The following is a 16,122-nucleotide window of genomic DNA, read 5'->3' on the forward strand; positions in this document are numbered from 1 at the left end:
GAAGAAGTTCGAGCACGCGTCTCCGCTTACAACATAACCTATTACAATTCAGAACCAGTGGACATAAAAAAGATGACTCCTGATGAATTCAATGAATTCGAGGGTCATCTATTGGCAGCTTAACTCCACGGTGGTTTGTTTAAACTGTCCACAATCCGGGTCAGTGTTCAGCTCTGCCGGAGGTAACAACAAAAAAAGATTGAACACGAAATAACGCTATGATATAATCGATAGCGTTATTGACAAATTAAAGTAAAGAGTATATCCATTTTTATTCCCACTTTAATTGTACATCTGGAACTTTGATTTGTCAATGCTCTTTTTTTATCCCAAAAAAATGGAAAAAAGGAGTGTGTTCAGGAGATATGGAAGCGAAGGATTGGCGGCTGGAACAGGAGCGGCTGGAACGAGTCAGGAACAAACTGCAGGCGAGAATCGCCGAACTGGAGCCGGAGGTTGCCGGACTGCATGAGCAGGCTACGGACATCCGCAAGCGGTTTTGGGAAGAAGTTACGATCAACACAAGCACGTACGAAGATTTCGAAGAGACCTTCTACACGATTAACCAGCAGTCCGCGGTATTGGCCGAACGGGAGCGCGGCCACAAGCTATTGACGCAGCAATGGAAAAGCATGAACCGTCTGCTCCCGTCTCCTTATTTCGGACGCATCGACTTTCAGGAGGATGGCCTGGACCTCAGTGAGCAGATCTATATCGGCGTATCTTCATTCGTCGACGAAGACGGATTGAGCTTTCTGATCTATGACTGGCGTACGCCAATCGCTAGCCTGTACTACGACTACTCCCCAGGCCCGGCGTCTTATGTCACGCCGGCCGGACGAATCGAAGGGACGATGGAGCTAAAACGGCAGTTTCAGATTCAAAACGGGCAAATCCGCAACATGTTTGACGCGAGCGAAACGATCGGAGACGAATTGCTGCAGCAAGTGCTCGGCAAAGGTGCGGACTCGCAAATGAAGAGTATCGTGGCAACCATCCAGAAGGAACAAAACGCTATCATCCGCAATGACAAAAGCCGGATGCTTATCGTACAAGGGGCGGCCGGCAGCGGTAAGACTTCCGCGGCATTGCAGCGGGTGGCGTACTTGCTGTACAAATACCGCCAGACGATCAGGGCTGATCAGATCGTTCTTTTCTCACCGAATCCGATGTTTACCAGTTATATCTCCACCGTCCTTCCGGAGCTCGGTGAAGAGAATATGCAGCAGACGACTTTTCAAGAATATCTCGACTATTGGCTAGGTTCCTCGTTACGGCCGGAGGACCCCTTTGATCAGATCGAATATGTACTGACCGCACAAGGAACGCCGGGGTATGAGGCTCGTCTTCAGGGGATCGAGTATAAAGCTTCCGAGGCTTTCCTGCAAGCCCTGCAGAACTATGGAATGTGGTTGGGACGGGAAGGCATGCGATTCAACGGTATTCGTATTCGGGACCGCGATTTGATTACCGCGGAGCGAATGAGAGCGAAATTTTACGGTTATGACCGTTCGCTGCCGTTGCTCAATCGTGTCGTTCTCTTGCAGGAATGGCTGCTGAATGAACTGGCTTCGCTGGAACGCATGGAACGGGAAGCGCCTTGGGTACAGGAAGAGTTGAATTATCTCGACACCGAGCTGTACGTGGAAGTCTTCGGAATGCTGCATAAAGAGAAGGAAGTATTCGACGTTGCGGAACAATACGCCACAGTTCGCGAGAAAATTAACAACAAGCGCCGGGAAGATGAAGGCGACTTTGACTTCGCCCAAAGGGAGGAAGATCTGCTCCGCCGAAGGATCGTGAAAGAAATCTTTAAACCGCTAAGGAAAAGTGTGAAGAAACTCTCGTTTGTAGATGTCAAAGGCATATATGGCCAATTGTTTGTCGATGAAGCCGCTTATCGGGAGAAAACGATTGGGGCCATCATCCCTCCGCTGTGGCCTGAAATATGCAGGCAAACCAAGGAAAAGCTGCTCCGGAACGAGTTGTTCCACGAGGATGCGACTCCGTATTTGTATGTAAAAGAACTGATCGAAGGCGTCCGGACGAACACGGAAATCCGATATGTCTTCGTTGATGAGGGTCAGGATTATTCGCCGTTTCAATATGAATATCTAAAAAAGTTGTTTCCCCGTGCCCGGATGACGGTGCTCGGCGATTTCGGGCAAGCGATCTTCACACAGGCTACAAGTTTGGACGCATCCGACTCGCCGCTGGTCCGCCTTTTCGGTGAAGCCGAAACAAGCCTTGTCTGCCTTGTACGCAGTTATCGTTCAACCAGGGAGATTGTTGAATTTACGAAATCGATGCTTCCAGGCGGAGAAGAAATTGCACCGTTTGAAAGGGGAGGCCAAAAGCCCCTTCTGACGAGACTGGATGGCGGGGAGAAGCGTGATGCGCAAATTCTGGCAGACATCGCGGCGCTCAGGGCCGAGGGCTTCGATTCCATCGCTGTCATTACGCAGACCGCAGCCCAAAGCCGGGAGGCCCATGAATCGTTACGGATTCAAGGAGGCGAAGCTCTGCGGCTAATTACGAAGGAGACGCGGGGCTTTGAAAAAGGAGTGATGGTCATTCCTGTGTATCTCGCCAAGGGTGTCGAGTTCGATGCAGTCTTGGTCTATGATGCTTCGCCCGAAGCTTACGGCCGGGACAACGAACGCAAGCTTCTTTATACGGCGTGTACGCGGGCCATGCATCAGCTTCATCTTTACACGACGGGCGATTGGTCGCCGTTCGTGCAAGCATTGCCTGCGAATTTGTACGAGAAAGCAACATATTGACGGATCGGGGGGGGGACGTCGGCCACGATAAGCTGCTGCTCATGATTCAGCAAATCTTCGGCGCCATCCTGTAGCCCGTCATCAAGGCCGGTTGTAAGCAAGAATCCCACGATGACTCCTATTTCCGCGTGTCGGCTTCCATCGAAGAACAGATCAATTTGTTCCTCGACCATTATTTTCATTCATACTCAGCTCAATGAGCAGAAAGCAGGGACCTATGTCAGCTCCTACAGAAACAAAACCGATGGCAGCCAGCGGGGACGACTTCTCGTTGAAAGCCATTTTGCCGCCGCTTATAGCAATTATTGTCGGCATGATCATGGTTATTCTGGACAGTACCGTCGTCAATAATGCCATTCCGAAACTCGTTGAATACTTCGACACCGATCTGAAGACGATCCAATGGACCGTCACCGGCTATACGCTGGCCTTATCCGCCGTTATCCCGCTTGCAGGCTGGATGGCCGATAAATTCGGCTCCAAGCAAATTTTCATGATTACGATCGCCCTGTTCACGATCGGCTCCGTGCTGTGCGGCATTGCGCAAACGCCGGAACAGCTGATCATTTACCGCATCATTCAAGGCTTGGGCGGCGGCATGGTGGGCCCGATCGGGATGGCCATGGTGTTCAAGCTCGCGCCTCCAGAACGCCGCGGATCCATCATGGGTGTACTCGGCGTCCCAATGCTGATTGCACCGGCTTTCGGTCCGGTGCTATCCGGCTGGCTGGTCGATTCTGTCAGCTGGCACTGGATTTTCATCATCAATCTGCCGATCGGCATTATCGCCTTCATTCTCGGGTATAAATATTTGCCGAAATCCGACCGCCATGCTGCGCCGCATCTGGACGTCATCGGCATGTGCCTCGCGCCGATCGCCTTCTCCATGCTGGCGTACGGCGTGAGCGAAGGCGGCACCAGCTGGTTCTCGACTTCGACGATCACGGGCTTAACCGTCGGCGGCATTGCACTCATCCTCTTCATCTTCGTGGAACTGGCACAGAAGCAGCCGCTGCTGGAGCTGAAAGTGTTCAAGTCGTCCGACTTTACACGCAGCATCATCATGACGTGGATCGTACAGCTCCCGTTGTTCGGCACAATGCTAATCGTGCCGCTGTATCTGCAAGGTGTCATGCACTACACCGCGCTTGAAACGGGCTGGATCCTGATGCCTTATGCACTATGCGCGGGAATCGGCATGCCAATCAGCGGTCGGTTGTTCGATAAGATCGGCGCGCGTCCACTCGCCTTCGCCGGTCTTACCGTCATAACCATTTCCCTGTTCATCTTGTCCGGCATATCGGTGGATACCTCGCTGTGGGTTATCATTCTGTGCATCTGCATCTTGGGTCTCGGCATGGGCTTCACCATGATGCCGCTCAACACGCATGTCTTGAACTCTGCGCCTCGCCGTCTGGTGAGCCGCGTCACACCTCTGACAACAGCAGCTTCGCAAGTCGTCCTCTCGTTCGCGGTCGCGGGCCTGACGGGTTATCTCACGTCGCAAATTACTTCCCACGCCGCAAGCGCGGCAGCGGACGCGAATCCGCTGAATGCCGTCGTCGCGGGTTACGGCGACACTTTCTTCCTGTCCACGTGCCTCGTGAGCGTGGGTATCGCACTGTCGCTCCTTCTGCGTAAACCGAAGCTGCAGGAAGAAGGCGGAACCGTCGGTGGGGACAATCCGAACCCGGCGATGATGATGGATCACTAATCGCGAATCGGCTTCGATTCGCTCGTATGCAAATAGCCTTGGCCGTTAGTCGGCCAAGGCTATTTTTTGCTGATCATGTTAGTCTGTACAGTATGTCTTTACAAGGGCATGGGACTGTTCCTCGCTGGCTCAGCGCTGTGTGGCTTGTCACGGGACTTGACAAGCTTATCGTCTTCCGCGCCATCCAGGGGATCGGGCTTCTTGATGGGGATGGGCATGTTCGGCGCAATCACATACATTCCTTTTTTCTTTGGCGTCATATGATGTCGGTAGCCGGGAGAACGTGAACTTGCCAGTAATTTAATGAATTAGGGAGAGTGTTATGGAGCCAGTTGTAGGATTAGATGTATCAAAAGTATCCAGCGTGGTCGCCTTTCTTACGCGAGGGGAATATAAGCATTATGTGGTTAATCCTCTGCAATCTCGGAAAGCCGTATGCGGGAAAACTGCACGTACGGTTTGATGAGGAGGGGCTGGGATCTCCAGCCCTTTACTCTATTTTCGCTAATCCCTCACGTACCAGAAAGCAGCCATATACAAGAGATTATGTTCATGCTACAATTTTCCATATATTGGAGGTAATGAGAACAATGCAGTCAAATATAAAGCAGATCCTCGAGCAATATCTCCCCCCTTTTTATAAATGTATGGGTCTTAAAGAATTTAATTGAGGAGGATATATTTTGCATAATTATGTTTGGGCAGGTTTAAAAGTTAGGTTGCGTCCGATCCTGCCAATGGATTGGGATAAGTTTCATAAAAACGATTTGGATTCCGATAACGCTAGGCTATGTGATGAAATACATTTTCCAAGATCAGAAGAAGGAACAAGGCTGTGGGCGGAACACCAAGCCTCTAACACATCAAATGGGGATAAGGTATTCCTGGCTATTGAATCGCTTGAGGGAACTCTCGTCGGAAGCATATCCACAAATAGTTGTAACTCTCGGCATGGAACTTTTAAATACGGAGTTTCGATATTTCGTGAACATTGGCGTAATGGATATGCTTCAGATGCCATAAGGATATTACTTCGTTATTACTTTGAGGAATTACGATACCTTAAGGTTAATGCACATGTCTATGCCTTTAATGAAAGTTCTATTGCACTGCAGGAGCATCTTGGCTTCGTTCAAGAAGGAAGAATTAGAGATATGGTTTTTACTAAGGGTCAACGCTATGACGAATATGTTTATGGCTTAACTAAAAATGAGTTCGAGAAATTATATAAGTAGTAGAATTATAGGCTGCCATGGGCAGCCTTATTCGTGGCAGCCGATCTAGTTAATCGGTTACCGTTTTCTCAACTTATCAAATGTCTGATTTGGAATCGGGGGTTGTGTATGAAAAGTCGATGAAAAGGACTGATCTCTCTATCGTAGAAAGGCTTTCAATTTGATGACACTGATCGCAACAAATGAATGATGAGTACGCTTAAGGCTCACGTCGGACTTTAGTTTATTTAGAAGGGAGAAGTATACATTGAAAAAAATAGTGATTGGAATGGTTTTGGGTGCCGGTATTACCTTTTCTACGGCTGTATATGCATCTGATGCTATTCAAACTATTAAGTACCAGGTGAAGATTCTTTTTAATGGGGTTGCTAAGCAGTTGGATAGTGAGTACACTGTTTTGAACTATAACGGACATGCCTACGTGCCTATCCGCTTCATAGCTGAAGGTATGAGAGCCCAAGTAGAGTTCAATGAGACTGAACAGCAAATATCCATAAAGTACGGTACGCCAACAGAGCAGCTCAAATCGCGAGTTGAAATGACTGCCCTCCAATTATTTGAAACGGCAGGGCGTGGGGATCTTAATGAAACTAAAGGGCAAGTCGATGTAATAGCACCAGCCGATCTCAACCCAGTTTTTATTCAAATTTTCAGAATAGCGCATATGTTTCAAGGGAAGCCGCACGTTGCCAATTTGGTTGAACTATTGATTCAAAAGCAAGTTGATCTCAATATCGTCGATGACTCCAATGGTTACACACCGCTGCATTATGCTGCGGAACGAGCCATGGATTTAACGGGAAGTCTTCTGGATGCTAAAGCCAAGGTGAATGTAAGTGCAAATGGAATGACTCCGCTAATGCAGGTATCGAGTAAAAAGCAGCTTGGTTTGGTTAACAAGATGCTTGCGATGGGAGCCGATCCGAATTTAGGCGGGGGGGCACTGCTTTCGGCGCTTCATCCATTTGCCAATTCTGGATTAACCGATGAGAGCGTCCAGATTGTAAAAAATCTTATAGCGTATAAAGCTGATGTGAACGCTGCAAACGCGGATGGCGAAACGCCGTTGTTAGCAGCTGTAAGTATGAGTATGCCACAATCTCGGCAAATTGTTCAGCTGCTGCTCGAGCACGGGGCTGATCCCATTCAGATGCCGAAAAGTAATTGGTCAGGAACGACTCCACTAATGAGGGCGGTTAATCCTTACGGCTATGACTCCGTTCAGGGTGTTTATACGATGGTCGAAATGTTGATCAATGCCCATGCGGATGTCAATGCAGCCGACGAGAAGGGCAATACAGTGCTCTCCTTTGCCGTGGAGTTCAATCAGTACGCTATTAAAGGCAACGCCGAGGTAATCCGATTGTTGTTGAGTAAAGGAGCGAAGACGCAGGTGAAAGACAAGAATGGAGTTACACCGCTTGATAAAGCTAAGAACATTGTAGACGAGAAAAAAAGGGCTGAAATCGTTAAGCTTTTAGAAGGGCAATCCACGGAGTGATGATTTGATCTCTCTAGGCACGTTACAAAAGAATAATAAGCATAATCGGCTCGGCTAAATGTTCGTCTCCCTACTCAACCATCGACATGGGGAAAGCTATCCGCTCGTTGGAGAAATTCTAACCGTTCGACATCGAAAGACTAGATATTAAGGAAATAACTAACTAACAAACTAAAACACAACCACTTCAGAACTTTATTTGTCTTTTAAATTTCATAAAGAAAGCAGCAAACCCTTATGTTTGCTGCTTTCTTGCACTTCAAAACTTTATTGTCACCCAACAATTGTATAAGGAGGTGAAAACCGATGAGTTTTGAAAAAAATAAATTTATTCATGTTACAATGTTTGTTTTACTTTTAAGCTGTTTCTCAGTATTGATATCGTTCATACTATCATTTATTATTGGTGTCTTTATATTTTCTGATAAATTTTCAGGCAACCCATATATTGGTGCGGTTTTTTATTACTTCTGGTGTGCCCTCCCAATCGTTTTGATTATGCCATCTGTTTTTTACCAAAGATTAAAGGTAGGGAAGATTGGAAGAATATTCATAATATCCATCGTAAGTGGTACTCTGTTTTCCTTATTGTCGTTATTTGTAAGTCATCTGTACTCGGAGATTATGGATTATTTTCCATTACGTCAATCCTTTAGGGTCGGATATGCAGTTAAAGTTAATAATTTAAGTTTATATTTTCTTGGAATGTTATTTTCAGTTAGTATTTTCTTAACAGGATTATATTCAAGATTCAAGTTTTCAAAGAAAGGTTGATCTTATGATAATATTACTTCCATTTACATTATCTCATTCCCGATGGAGGTAATGAACCGAGAATCTCTTCGTTCTGTTTTTTTGAAAGAGAGGAGACTTTGACGGATGGCATAATAATAAGGTATCTTCATGGGGGGATTAATAAAACGTTCAACGCATATATCAGTGTTTGTGGATAATAGTCATACCACTTGCTAAACATTTTGGAGTGGCAAGATCCGGCTTATAATAATTGGAGGTTTGTAAATGGTGGATGTAACCTTTTACCGAGACGAGGCGCTGCCTTTTGTTGAAGCGAAACGTTGCCAGAAGAGCGACCTTGCGTTTAAGAAGCATTTTCACGAGGAGTACTCCATAGGTTTAATCGATGAAGGCGAGACGCAGGCATGGTGTGATGGCGTCTTATGGAGGGTAGAGGCGGGACGAATGATCAGCTTTCCGCCACTCTTACTCCACGCTTGCCAGCCTGATGAGGATACAAAATGGAAATATAAAATGCTGTTTATTAAACCGGAGTGGTTTACTCATCTTGAGATGCCTGATATCGAACAGCTTCAGATTCCTTTCCTGCTTGAAGACGGTAAGAATAAGGTCTGTAGCAAGCTGTTCAATCGTACCATGGAGGCGTTGACTCAAAACAGCTCGCCACTCGAAATTGAAACTGCGTTAATCGAACTGGTGCACACGCTCGTCAACAAGCATGCATCTGATCTGAATCATGAGCCTTATTGCATGCAAGAACAGAAGTACGTCAAGCGGATAAAGGAATATCTTCATGCGAATTACACTGAGCGAATAACATTGGAAATGCTGGAACAGGAGACAGGGATCAGCCGATATCATCTCATACGCGTGTTTAAGAAAAGCGCACATCTTCCGCCTCACGCTTATCAAAATCTTCTGCGTATCAATCATGCCAAGAAGGAATTGAAAAATCGGCGGTCTATTGCCGAAATTGCCGTGGACGTTGGATTCTACGACCAGAGCCACTTTGCGAAGGTCTTTTCCAGAATAGTCGGGGCAACACCTCAAGCCTATACCATGTCTGTATAGATTAGCGCAATTTTTTACAATCCACTCCTCTAGTCTAGCAGTATTCTGGATATATAAGACATGAGGAGGGATCACTTAATGGTGACAGAGATTAATTTGGAGGCAAAATTTTCCGAAGCGATGAAATCCATTGCGCGCCGAGCCGATTTAAAGGCTTATGTCGAACGGACGCCGACTATCTACCAACTGCTGCGCCTTGCTGCAGCAAGGTACGTGACGGGGGAGATGCGGCAAGATGGTCTTAAGGCTGGCCGTAGGTTGACTGATATTGGGTACGCTATCTCGCTCGAGTATATCGGTGAAAATACGACAGATGTCCAAACTTGTGAAGCTGCGACACTTGAGTTGTCGCAGCTTATTCAAGATGTGGCAGAGTGTGAAACACCGGCTCGCGTTTCTTTCGATCTTTCGCACATCGGTTTATCGATAGACAAAGAGCAGGTGTATATGCAACTAACGACACTGGCTTCACAAGCCCATCAGGCCGGCACCGAACTATTTATTAGTATGGAGGAATCAGCCAAGACCGATGCCATACTTTCTGTGTACGAACGAGCGGCAGCCACATATGAGAACATCGGCATTACGCTGCAAGCTCAATTAAACCGTACAGCTCAGGACTTGAACGGTCTGCCGTCCAACCCTGGCCGGATCCGCATCGTGAAAGGGGCGTACCAGGAGCCGGGGAAGCTTTCGATACCGCGCTCATCTGCCCTAAACGAACGATATTTGCAGCTCGTGGAGCATGGCATTCGCAAAGGACACCGCGTGTCAATTGCCACCCATGATGAGTCGATTATAAAGGAGGTCATCAAGCGGCAGTGGATCAATGAACCGGGTGTTGAGTTCGAGTTATTATATGGGATTCGACCGGATTTGAGTAGCCAATTGAAGAATGAGGGTTATCCTGTTCGCATTTATTTGACGTATGGCCACGAATGGTATTTATACCTATGCCACCGGATCGCAGAGTATCCGCCAAATCTTTTTCAAGCAGTCCTCGACATCACGAGCGCCGGAACGGCAGACACTGTGTTGGATTATGATTAAGCCTAAGTCTTGAACCTCAAATGCAGTCTCTAAGAGTGATCTAACAGGATTTATAAGTATTTAATAGTCAACCGATGTCGGGTGAGTTCGATACAAATGATTAAAAAGTATTACTCAGGAATTCACACTTTATATTCAACTAACGCAGAACTATTGAGGGGCTTGCTTCGTGGCAGCTCCTCTTGGCTTTATTTCTGCTTGGACTGAGCCTCTTTCTGGGCATCATCCGCTTGTTTGGTTTGCAGTAATTGTTCTTGTCCTTTATCTTGAATCATCTTAAGTGCCTCATCAGCTGATTTCTTCCCATCGATGACGGCCTGAATTTCTTGATTGGCAACCGTACTGAACGGCTGGTAGAAGCCGACTGGGATTTTCTCGTAACCTTTATAGCTCTTGTCAGGATTAGGTTTCAGGAGATAAAATGGCTCTAGATTATGGCCGTCCCTCTCTTTGGAGTAAGTGATGCGGGTCATCAGGCTGTTCGAAGATTTGGACATGACTCTAGCGAATTCATCGCTGTTGATATATTTAATGAATTCCCAGGCTGCCCGCGTATTGGGCGATTGTGCATTGATACCGAATACATTGGATACGGAAACAGAGTTAGAAAAGTCCGGATTTTGCGGATCAACGGGAACCGTGACGATATCCCAATTGATAGGCTTAACATCTTTCAGGCGGTCTTTGGCCTCTTGCAGATTTTGCATCATATAACTGCCGTCAATCGTCATCGCAACCTTGCCCATGGCGAACAAATTCTCTTTGAGATAATCCTCGTACATGCGAGGCGCATTAGAATCGGCGTTTTGATTTTTTGGCATATACAACGCACCGGATTTCAAAGAGTCGACGGTAAGCTGCAAAGCCTTCTTCCAGGCATCTGTCTGGATCGTCAGCTTCATCTGCTCAGGATCGATGTAAGACAGACCCAGCGTTGTGCCGATGCTGCTCATATATTGATAGGCGACTCCTTCACGCATGTAAGAATAAGCGGAAAATCCGTAAATTCGCTGATCTCCCTGACCGTCGGTCGGGAATCGTTTGGCCAGATTAATGACATCTTCCCAGCTCATTTTATTTTTCGGAAGCTCTATGGCATACTGCTCGAATAGATCCTTGTTATAGTAAAGAGCCTGACTGTAGAAATCTGGTGAAAGTCCATATAACTTGCCTTCGCCTTTGAGCTTAATCGTTTCCAGTGTAGCTTGAAGGATATTCTCCACATCGAATTTATCCTGCTTGATGACATCGTCCAGCGCATACAGGCGTCCTTTTTGTACGAACTTTTCAAGCTGGTCGGTACCGTTGACAACGAGAATATCCGGCTTTTCTTCTTCGATGAGTTTATCAAGCGCTACCTCAGGATCTTTGCCTGCTCCGTAAATGCCTTGATTCGAGATGACTTCAACTTCAATATTCGGATTTTTGGCCATGAATAGATTACCGTATTGTTGGTAAAAGGAATTCTTGTCATAATACATCACTTTAATCGTTGCTTTCTCATCTTTCCCCAGCTTCTTAAGCGATCCGGCTTCTCTCGAAGTACCGCTAGCTTTCTCCGAAAAATTACACCCTGTCAGCGAGGCAGTTACTCCAATGGCAGCGAGTGTACACATCCAACGTTTCATTTGATTCCCTCCACATTGTTTCTATTACCAAATATAGTAATAATTCTTTCACTATCATACACATATTGGAATAAAACCACAAATTATACCAAATTCAATAGAGTTGAAGAATATTGTGTCGCGAAAGGCTATGACGAATGCTGCCCCACCAATCAACAGCAGTTTGCGGTGGCCTATCCGATCTCCCAGCGTCCATTATGATCAAGAACCCGGCGAGCATGAAGCCGCAGATGTCGATGATCCACATACAACAACAGGCTGCCAGCATAACTGGCAGCCTGTTCAACTAATGGGCAGGAGAGTTGAATGTTTAAAAAACTAAGGCAATCGGCTCAATTGACCGACTGCCTTAGTTACGCTAACAGGGAGTTTTATAGTCCTTTTTGAGCAAATGTGAACCTGCTACTTTTCCAAACAAAGATTATAAAAGCAAGCGTTTCAACTAGTGGAAAATTATGGTATTATCAAAAAGTGCTTTCATTTTGTTGAAAACTAAGGAGGATTGAAATTATTTTGAAAAAAACAATTGTAACTCTGATTGGAGCGTCCCTTCTACTCAGTGCTACCGCAGGAGTTTATGCAGGTGCCAACTTGGAGGAAATCCAAGCGTATTTAAACAATGACATAAAAGTAAAGGTAAATGGGAAACAAATACAATTGTTAGATGCAGAAGGAAATGTAGTTACACCAATTACATTTAACGGAAACACATATTTGCCAGCAAGAGCCATCGCAAATTCCTTGAATGTGGCTGTTGATTATGATACTTCATCTAATAGTGTTTTATTTGGTGAGAAAGTAGAAGGCACTGCTATTAACGCGAATCAAGTCTTTTATCAAGCTATTAAAGATCCTAAATTAACTCAATACAAAAACAAGGATTATGTCGAAGTTTTCAGACAAATGGGCACTTCAGATTCTAACTTCACATTAGAACCAAAGAAAAAGTTCCAAACCCTTTATTTACAAGTGGCTGCTATTGGAACTGATGTCAAAATTAATATTAAGGATAAAAACTCAAGGTTATTAAAACAAGATACCGTAACGGTTGATGATGGTTTAAAAGTGATTGAAGTTAGTATCGCAGGTCTAGATGAAGTTACCGTGTTCTATTCAATCGATAAGCATACAGACGATACAGGTATTTTTATACCACTAACGACCTCATATTATAAGTAATGAATGAATAAGAGCACTTGAAAAATCGGTTAATTATTTGAATAGCGGTTTACCTACCCGGATCGATATTCGTTGAAAAAAATCAACTCATAATTCCTTTAAGTGTCCGTCGAGCTTATGGTGAAGTTCAGCTTAAAGGAAACCATCATTAAAGCTATTGTTAGGGCGGCTGAACTTTCCAGCGAAATGGGTAAAGAACTAGAAATGAAGATATTATCAGTCTCACATGAACATATGAAATTGACGTTTAAGCTTAGGATGCATGTTCAAAAAAGCTTGTTATTACATATACTTAAACCTAATCCTAAACTAACGGAAAACGATAGTGGAGCTGCACTTTAAGCGGCTCTTCTTTTGTTTTCATTGAACGGGCAGGATAATGTAATTATTAATAATCGGTTTATCGATAAATGCAACAAAAATGAAATAAGAATGTTTTTGTCGTGCCGATTTCCTTACTCTTTGCTGAAGCCATGGCCAGGACACTAAGGTATAATAAAACTACGGAGAAGAACGCAGAGGGTTCTGACCGGATATGATTGTTGTAGTTTGGAGTGCAGCTTGAAAAAATAAAGGAGGCTGTATCGATGAGTGTCAATTTAAACTGGATTTCAGCAGGCAATTTGGAAGCGCTTAAACAAAAGGGCGCAAAGGTTATACGAGGCGGTATCGCTGTTTTTTATCATGGAGACCAAGTATATGCGGTGGACAACCGCTGCCCGCATTTAGGCTTTCCGCTCCATATGGGGAGCTTGTGCGACGGGATTTTGACGTGCCATTGGCATCATGCCCGGTTTGACGTCTGCAGCGGCGGTACGCTTGATCCGTGGGCGGACGATGTTCCGTCGTATGAAGTGCGGGTCGACGGCGGCGAAGTGTGGGTAAATCCGGTTTCCAGAAGAGCGGAAGGCGCAGAAAAATATAAGCATAGACTGAAAGAAGGACTCGAGCAAAATATCGGCATCGTTATCTCGAAAGCGGTCGTCGGACTGATCGAAGCGGGAGTGCCGGAGCAGGACATCGCCCGCATTGGCATCGAATTCGGCACGACATATGGAACGGGCTGGAACGCCGGACTTACGATTCTTACCGCGATGGCGCAAAGCGTCGACAAGCTGGACAAGAACGGCAAAATACTCGCCTTGTACCAAGGCCTTGTCCATGTCGCTCGAGGCAGCTCGGGCAGAGGAACCCGCCACTTGCTGTCGGCGCTGCCGTCGACGGACGTGCCGTTCGAACGGTTGACCGAGTGGTATCGCAGCTGCATAGAGGTGCGGGATACGCAGGGCGCTGAGAAAGTGCTGATCACCGCCATTTTGAAAGGCATTGACACGAAGCGTCTGTCGGAAATGATGCTTGTCGCCGCAACAGATCACTTTTACTTGGACGGCGGCCATGTGTTCGATTTCCACAACAAAGCTTTTGAGGCGCTGGAGTGGGCGGAGGTGTCGCAAAAGGAGCGGATTTTAACTTCGCTCGTGCCGATGATGGCTCGTCCGACACGGAGCGAGGAGCTGCACCAGTGGCAGGCGCCGCTGAACCTCGTAGAGCCGATTAAGCAAGCGGTCAACGAGCTGGAGCAGAATGCAGCGCAGGCGAAGCTCGCCGGTGGGTCAACGGATGCGCGGCAGCAGACAGCTCTGTCTGCTGATACGGAAGAGCAATTGCTGCAGCAGTTGCTGAGCGATACGCCTGAGCAGACGATTGCTTTGCTGCGCGACCTGCTCATCGCGGGAACGGCTCCGGCGCAATTGGCGCAGCTCGTTGCTTTGGCCGCCGCGGAACGGATCGTTCGTTTCCATACGCAGAACGATTTCGGCGATTGGATTGCAGTGCTCCATACGTTCACTTATGCTCACGCCGTGCATGAAAGGCTACTGCAATCGGATGAGCCGATGCTGCAGCGGGCGATTTTTCACGGAGCCGCCAGCGTATATCTTGACCGTTTCTTAAACGTGCCGACAGCCGCACGTCCGAAGCCGTCCGGCTCCGCCGCGCCGGCCGACCATCAGGAGCTGCTCGATTTGCTCGATCTGCGCCAGCAAGTCGGACCGGCCGCGCAATGGGTGATGGACTACATTCATGGCGGTGGTGAGCCGGGAGCGCTGCTTAACACGCTTGGCCATGCGTTGTTGCGGGAGGATGCGGAATTCCATTCTTTCCAAATGTATGAGGCCGCAGTGGCCGAATACGACCGCTGGCAAGAGGCGACTGGCTCTTTTGCGGAGAAGGCCAAAGAAACGATGCTGCTCGCCTGCACCCGATATTTGGCGGCGCACGCGCCAACCGCGCGCGAGCTCCCGCATACGGCTAAAATTGCCTGGAGGCTGCATAAAGGTGAACGGTTATTTGAAGAAGAATAACAGATAGACACATCAGCTGATTCGGGGCAGCAATGCGAGCAATCCGCTGCTTCTTTATTTGCTCGGCGGTCCATGAGTCTCTTCCATTCCGCTTTGCCGTAAATATTTGTCGCTGCTGAAGGAGCATTTTGTCGTCGTCAATTGGGATCAACGGGGATGTTAATATCAGTTAATCGTTGAACTAAAGAGAAACGATAGCTCATGACGCAGGCAGCGGGCATCACATCGGCAACGTGTTGAGCAATTGGGCTGAAGTGTTCAATACCTGGGAGTGTGATAATATCATGAAGCAAAAACCAAGAGTGATTTCAATTGCTGCTGTATCTGGCGGAGGAAAGACGACGACAACAAACCAATTGATTAGTATTTTAGATAAAACTAAGGCTCTATATTTTGATGACTACGATTTCGAAGGTCCAGATGACATTTGTGAATGGGTCGAGAAAGGGGCAGATTATAATGAATGGAGCCTGCTCCCATTGATTAATGATATTCAGATACTTTTTAAAGACCAATCACTCAATTATATTGTTCTTGATTATCCTTTTGCTTATTTGAATAATGAAATGCGTGATTATATTGATTTGGCTATTTATATTGACACTCCTTTAGATATCGCTATGGCTAGACGACTCCTAAGAAACTACAAAGAGAATCCAATTGAAGTTATACGAAATGATTTATCAAACTATTTAGTTAGGGGAAGGGCAGCTTATTTGGAAATGGAAAGGACAGTTAAACCCAGTTCGGACGTTGTCATTGAGGGTTATTTAGATACGTCCTTCATTGTGAATCGAATATTGGAAGAAGTTACAATTAGGTTGTCTTGACTCAACTAACGG

The 16,122-nt window shown here is 46.5% G+C and carries 14 protein-coding genes; 12 read left to right on the top strand and 2 right to left on the bottom strand.

Features of this window, described 5'->3' with window-relative positions; genetic code table 11:
* The first annotated feature begins 365 nt into the window (after positions 1-365).
* Entirely contained in the window at positions 366-2,783 is a 2,418-nt protein-coding gene (gene helD, locus AC58UU_RS21210; RefSeq protein WP_497318687.1) for an RNA polymerase recycling motor HelD, read from the top strand.
* On the opposite strand, the gene AC58UU_RS21215 is transcribed toward helD, so the two are convergent.
* Complete coding sequence (locus tag AC58UU_RS21215) at positions 2,711-2,965, bottom strand: hypothetical protein (RefSeq protein WP_497318688.1); 255 nt, start codon at positions 2,963-2,965, stop codon at positions 2,711-2,713. The genes helD and AC58UU_RS21215 overlap by 73 nt on opposite strands.
* Positions 2,966-3,027: 62 nt before the next feature.
* On the opposite strand from AC58UU_RS21215, the gene AC58UU_RS21220 reads away from it, so the two are divergent.
* The 6 genes from AC58UU_RS21220 to AC58UU_RS21245 all read left to right on the top strand — a co-directional run bounded on the left by AC58UU_RS21220 (position 3,028) and on the right by AC58UU_RS21245 (position 10,110).
* Positions 3,028-4,497, top strand: coding sequence for an MDR family MFS transporter (locus tag AC58UU_RS21220; protein WP_497318689.1), 1,470 nt, complete (start codon positions 3,028-3,030; stop codon positions 4,495-4,497).
* Positions 4,498-4,523: 26 nt separating this feature from the next.
* Positions 4,524-4,784, top strand: a complete 261-nt coding sequence (locus AC58UU_RS21225; RefSeq protein WP_497318690.1) for a hypothetical protein — start codon at positions 4,524-4,526, stop codon at positions 4,782-4,784.
* 396 nt (positions 4,785-5,180) lie between these two features.
* Positions 5,181-5,732 carry a GNAT family N-acetyltransferase gene (locus AC58UU_RS21230; RefSeq protein WP_497318691.1) on the top strand — a complete coding sequence of 184 codons (552 nt, stop codon included), beginning with the start codon at positions 5,181-5,183 and terminating at the stop codon, positions 5,730-5,732.
* A gap of 247 nt (positions 5,733-5,979) precedes the next feature.
* On the top strand, positions 5,980-7,233 hold the full coding sequence (locus AC58UU_RS21235; RefSeq protein WP_497318692.1) for an ankyrin repeat domain-containing protein: 1,254 nt from the start codon (positions 5,980-5,982) through the stop codon (positions 7,231-7,233).
* Positions 7,234-8,253: 1,020 nt separating this feature from the next.
* A complete protein-coding gene (locus tag AC58UU_RS21240; RefSeq protein ID WP_497318693.1) occupies positions 8,254-9,060 on the top strand; it encodes an AraC family transcriptional regulator in 807 nt (268 codons plus the stop codon).
* Between the two features lie 78 nt (positions 9,061-9,138).
* Entirely contained in the window at positions 9,139-10,110 is a 972-nt protein-coding gene (locus AC58UU_RS21245; RefSeq protein ID WP_497318694.1) for a proline dehydrogenase family protein, read from the top strand.
* Between the two features lie 188 nt (positions 10,111-10,298).
* On the opposite strand, the gene AC58UU_RS21250 is transcribed toward AC58UU_RS21245, so the two are convergent.
* Entirely contained in the window at positions 10,299-11,738 is a 1,440-nt protein-coding gene (locus AC58UU_RS21250) for an ABC transporter substrate-binding protein (RefSeq protein ID WP_497318695.1), read from the bottom strand.
* Positions 11,739-11,868: 130 nt separating this feature from the next.
* Between AC58UU_RS21250 and AC58UU_RS21255 the strand changes: the two genes are divergently transcribed.
* The 5 genes from AC58UU_RS21255 (at position 11,869) to AC58UU_RS21275 (ending at position 16,110) form a co-directional block, all read left to right on the top strand.
* Positions 11,869-12,060, top strand: a complete 192-nt coding sequence (locus AC58UU_RS21255) for a hypothetical protein (RefSeq protein ID WP_497318977.1) — start codon at positions 11,869-11,871, stop codon at positions 12,058-12,060.
* Between the two features lie 191 nt (positions 12,061-12,251).
* Positions 12,252-12,917 carry a stalk domain-containing protein gene (locus tag AC58UU_RS21260; RefSeq protein WP_497318696.1) on the top strand — a complete coding sequence of 222 codons (666 nt, stop codon included), beginning with the start codon at positions 12,252-12,254 and terminating at the stop codon, positions 12,915-12,917.
* A 117-nt stretch (positions 12,918-13,034) separates the two neighbouring features.
* Complete coding sequence (locus AC58UU_RS21265) at positions 13,035-13,259, top strand: hypothetical protein (protein WP_497318697.1); 225 nt, start codon at positions 13,035-13,037, stop codon at positions 13,257-13,259.
* Positions 13,260-13,504: 245 nt separating this feature from the next.
* The gene (locus tag AC58UU_RS21270; protein WP_497318698.1) at positions 13,505-15,280 is read left to right on the top strand and encodes a Rieske (2Fe-2S) protein; all 1,776 of its coding nucleotides are present in this window, start codon (positions 13,505-13,507) and stop codon (positions 15,278-15,280) included.
* Between the two features lie 284 nt (positions 15,281-15,564).
* Entirely contained in the window at positions 15,565-16,110 is a 546-nt protein-coding gene (locus AC58UU_RS21275; RefSeq protein WP_497318699.1) for a nucleoside/nucleotide kinase family protein, read from the top strand.
* Positions 16,111-16,122: the final 12 nt, after the last annotated feature.

Source organism: Paenibacillus sp. JT22N1, assembly GCF_059692155.1.

Coding starts and splice junctions, on each gene's coding strand:
- helD (WP_497318687.1), top strand. CDS start 366: ATGGAAGCGAAGGATTGGCGGCTGGAACAGGAGCGGCTGGAACGAGTC.
- AC58UU_RS21215 (WP_497318688.1), bottom strand. CDS start 2,965: ATGAAAATAATGGTCGAGGAACAAATTGATCTGTTCTTCGATGGAAGC.
- AC58UU_RS21220 (WP_497318689.1), top strand. CDS start 3,028: ATGGCAGCCAGCGGGGACGACTTCTCGTTGAAAGCCATTTTGCCGCCG.
- AC58UU_RS21225 (WP_497318690.1), top strand. CDS start 4,524: ATGCAAATAGCCTTGGCCGTTAGTCGGCCAAGGCTATTTTTTGCTGAT.
- AC58UU_RS21240 (WP_497318693.1), top strand. CDS start 8,254: ATGGTGGATGTAACCTTTTACCGAGACGAGGCGCTGCCTTTTGTTGAA.
- AC58UU_RS21245 (WP_497318694.1), top strand. CDS start 9,139: ATGGTGACAGAGATTAATTTGGAGGCAAAATTTTCCGAAGCGATGAAA.
- AC58UU_RS21250 (WP_497318695.1), bottom strand. CDS start 11,738: ATGAAACGTTGGATGTGTACACTCGCTGCCATTGGAGTAACTGCCTCG.
- AC58UU_RS21255 (WP_497318977.1), top strand. CDS start 11,869: ATGACGAATGCTGCCCCACCAATCAACAGCAGTTTGCGGTGGCCTATC.
- AC58UU_RS21265 (WP_497318697.1), top strand. CDS start 13,035: ATGGTGAAGTTCAGCTTAAAGGAAACCATCATTAAAGCTATTGTTAGG.
- AC58UU_RS21270 (WP_497318698.1), top strand. CDS start 13,505: ATGAGTGTCAATTTAAACTGGATTTCAGCAGGCAATTTGGAAGCGCTT.
- AC58UU_RS21275 (WP_497318699.1), top strand. CDS start 15,565: ATGAAGCAAAAACCAAGAGTGATTTCAATTGCTGCTGTATCTGGCGGA.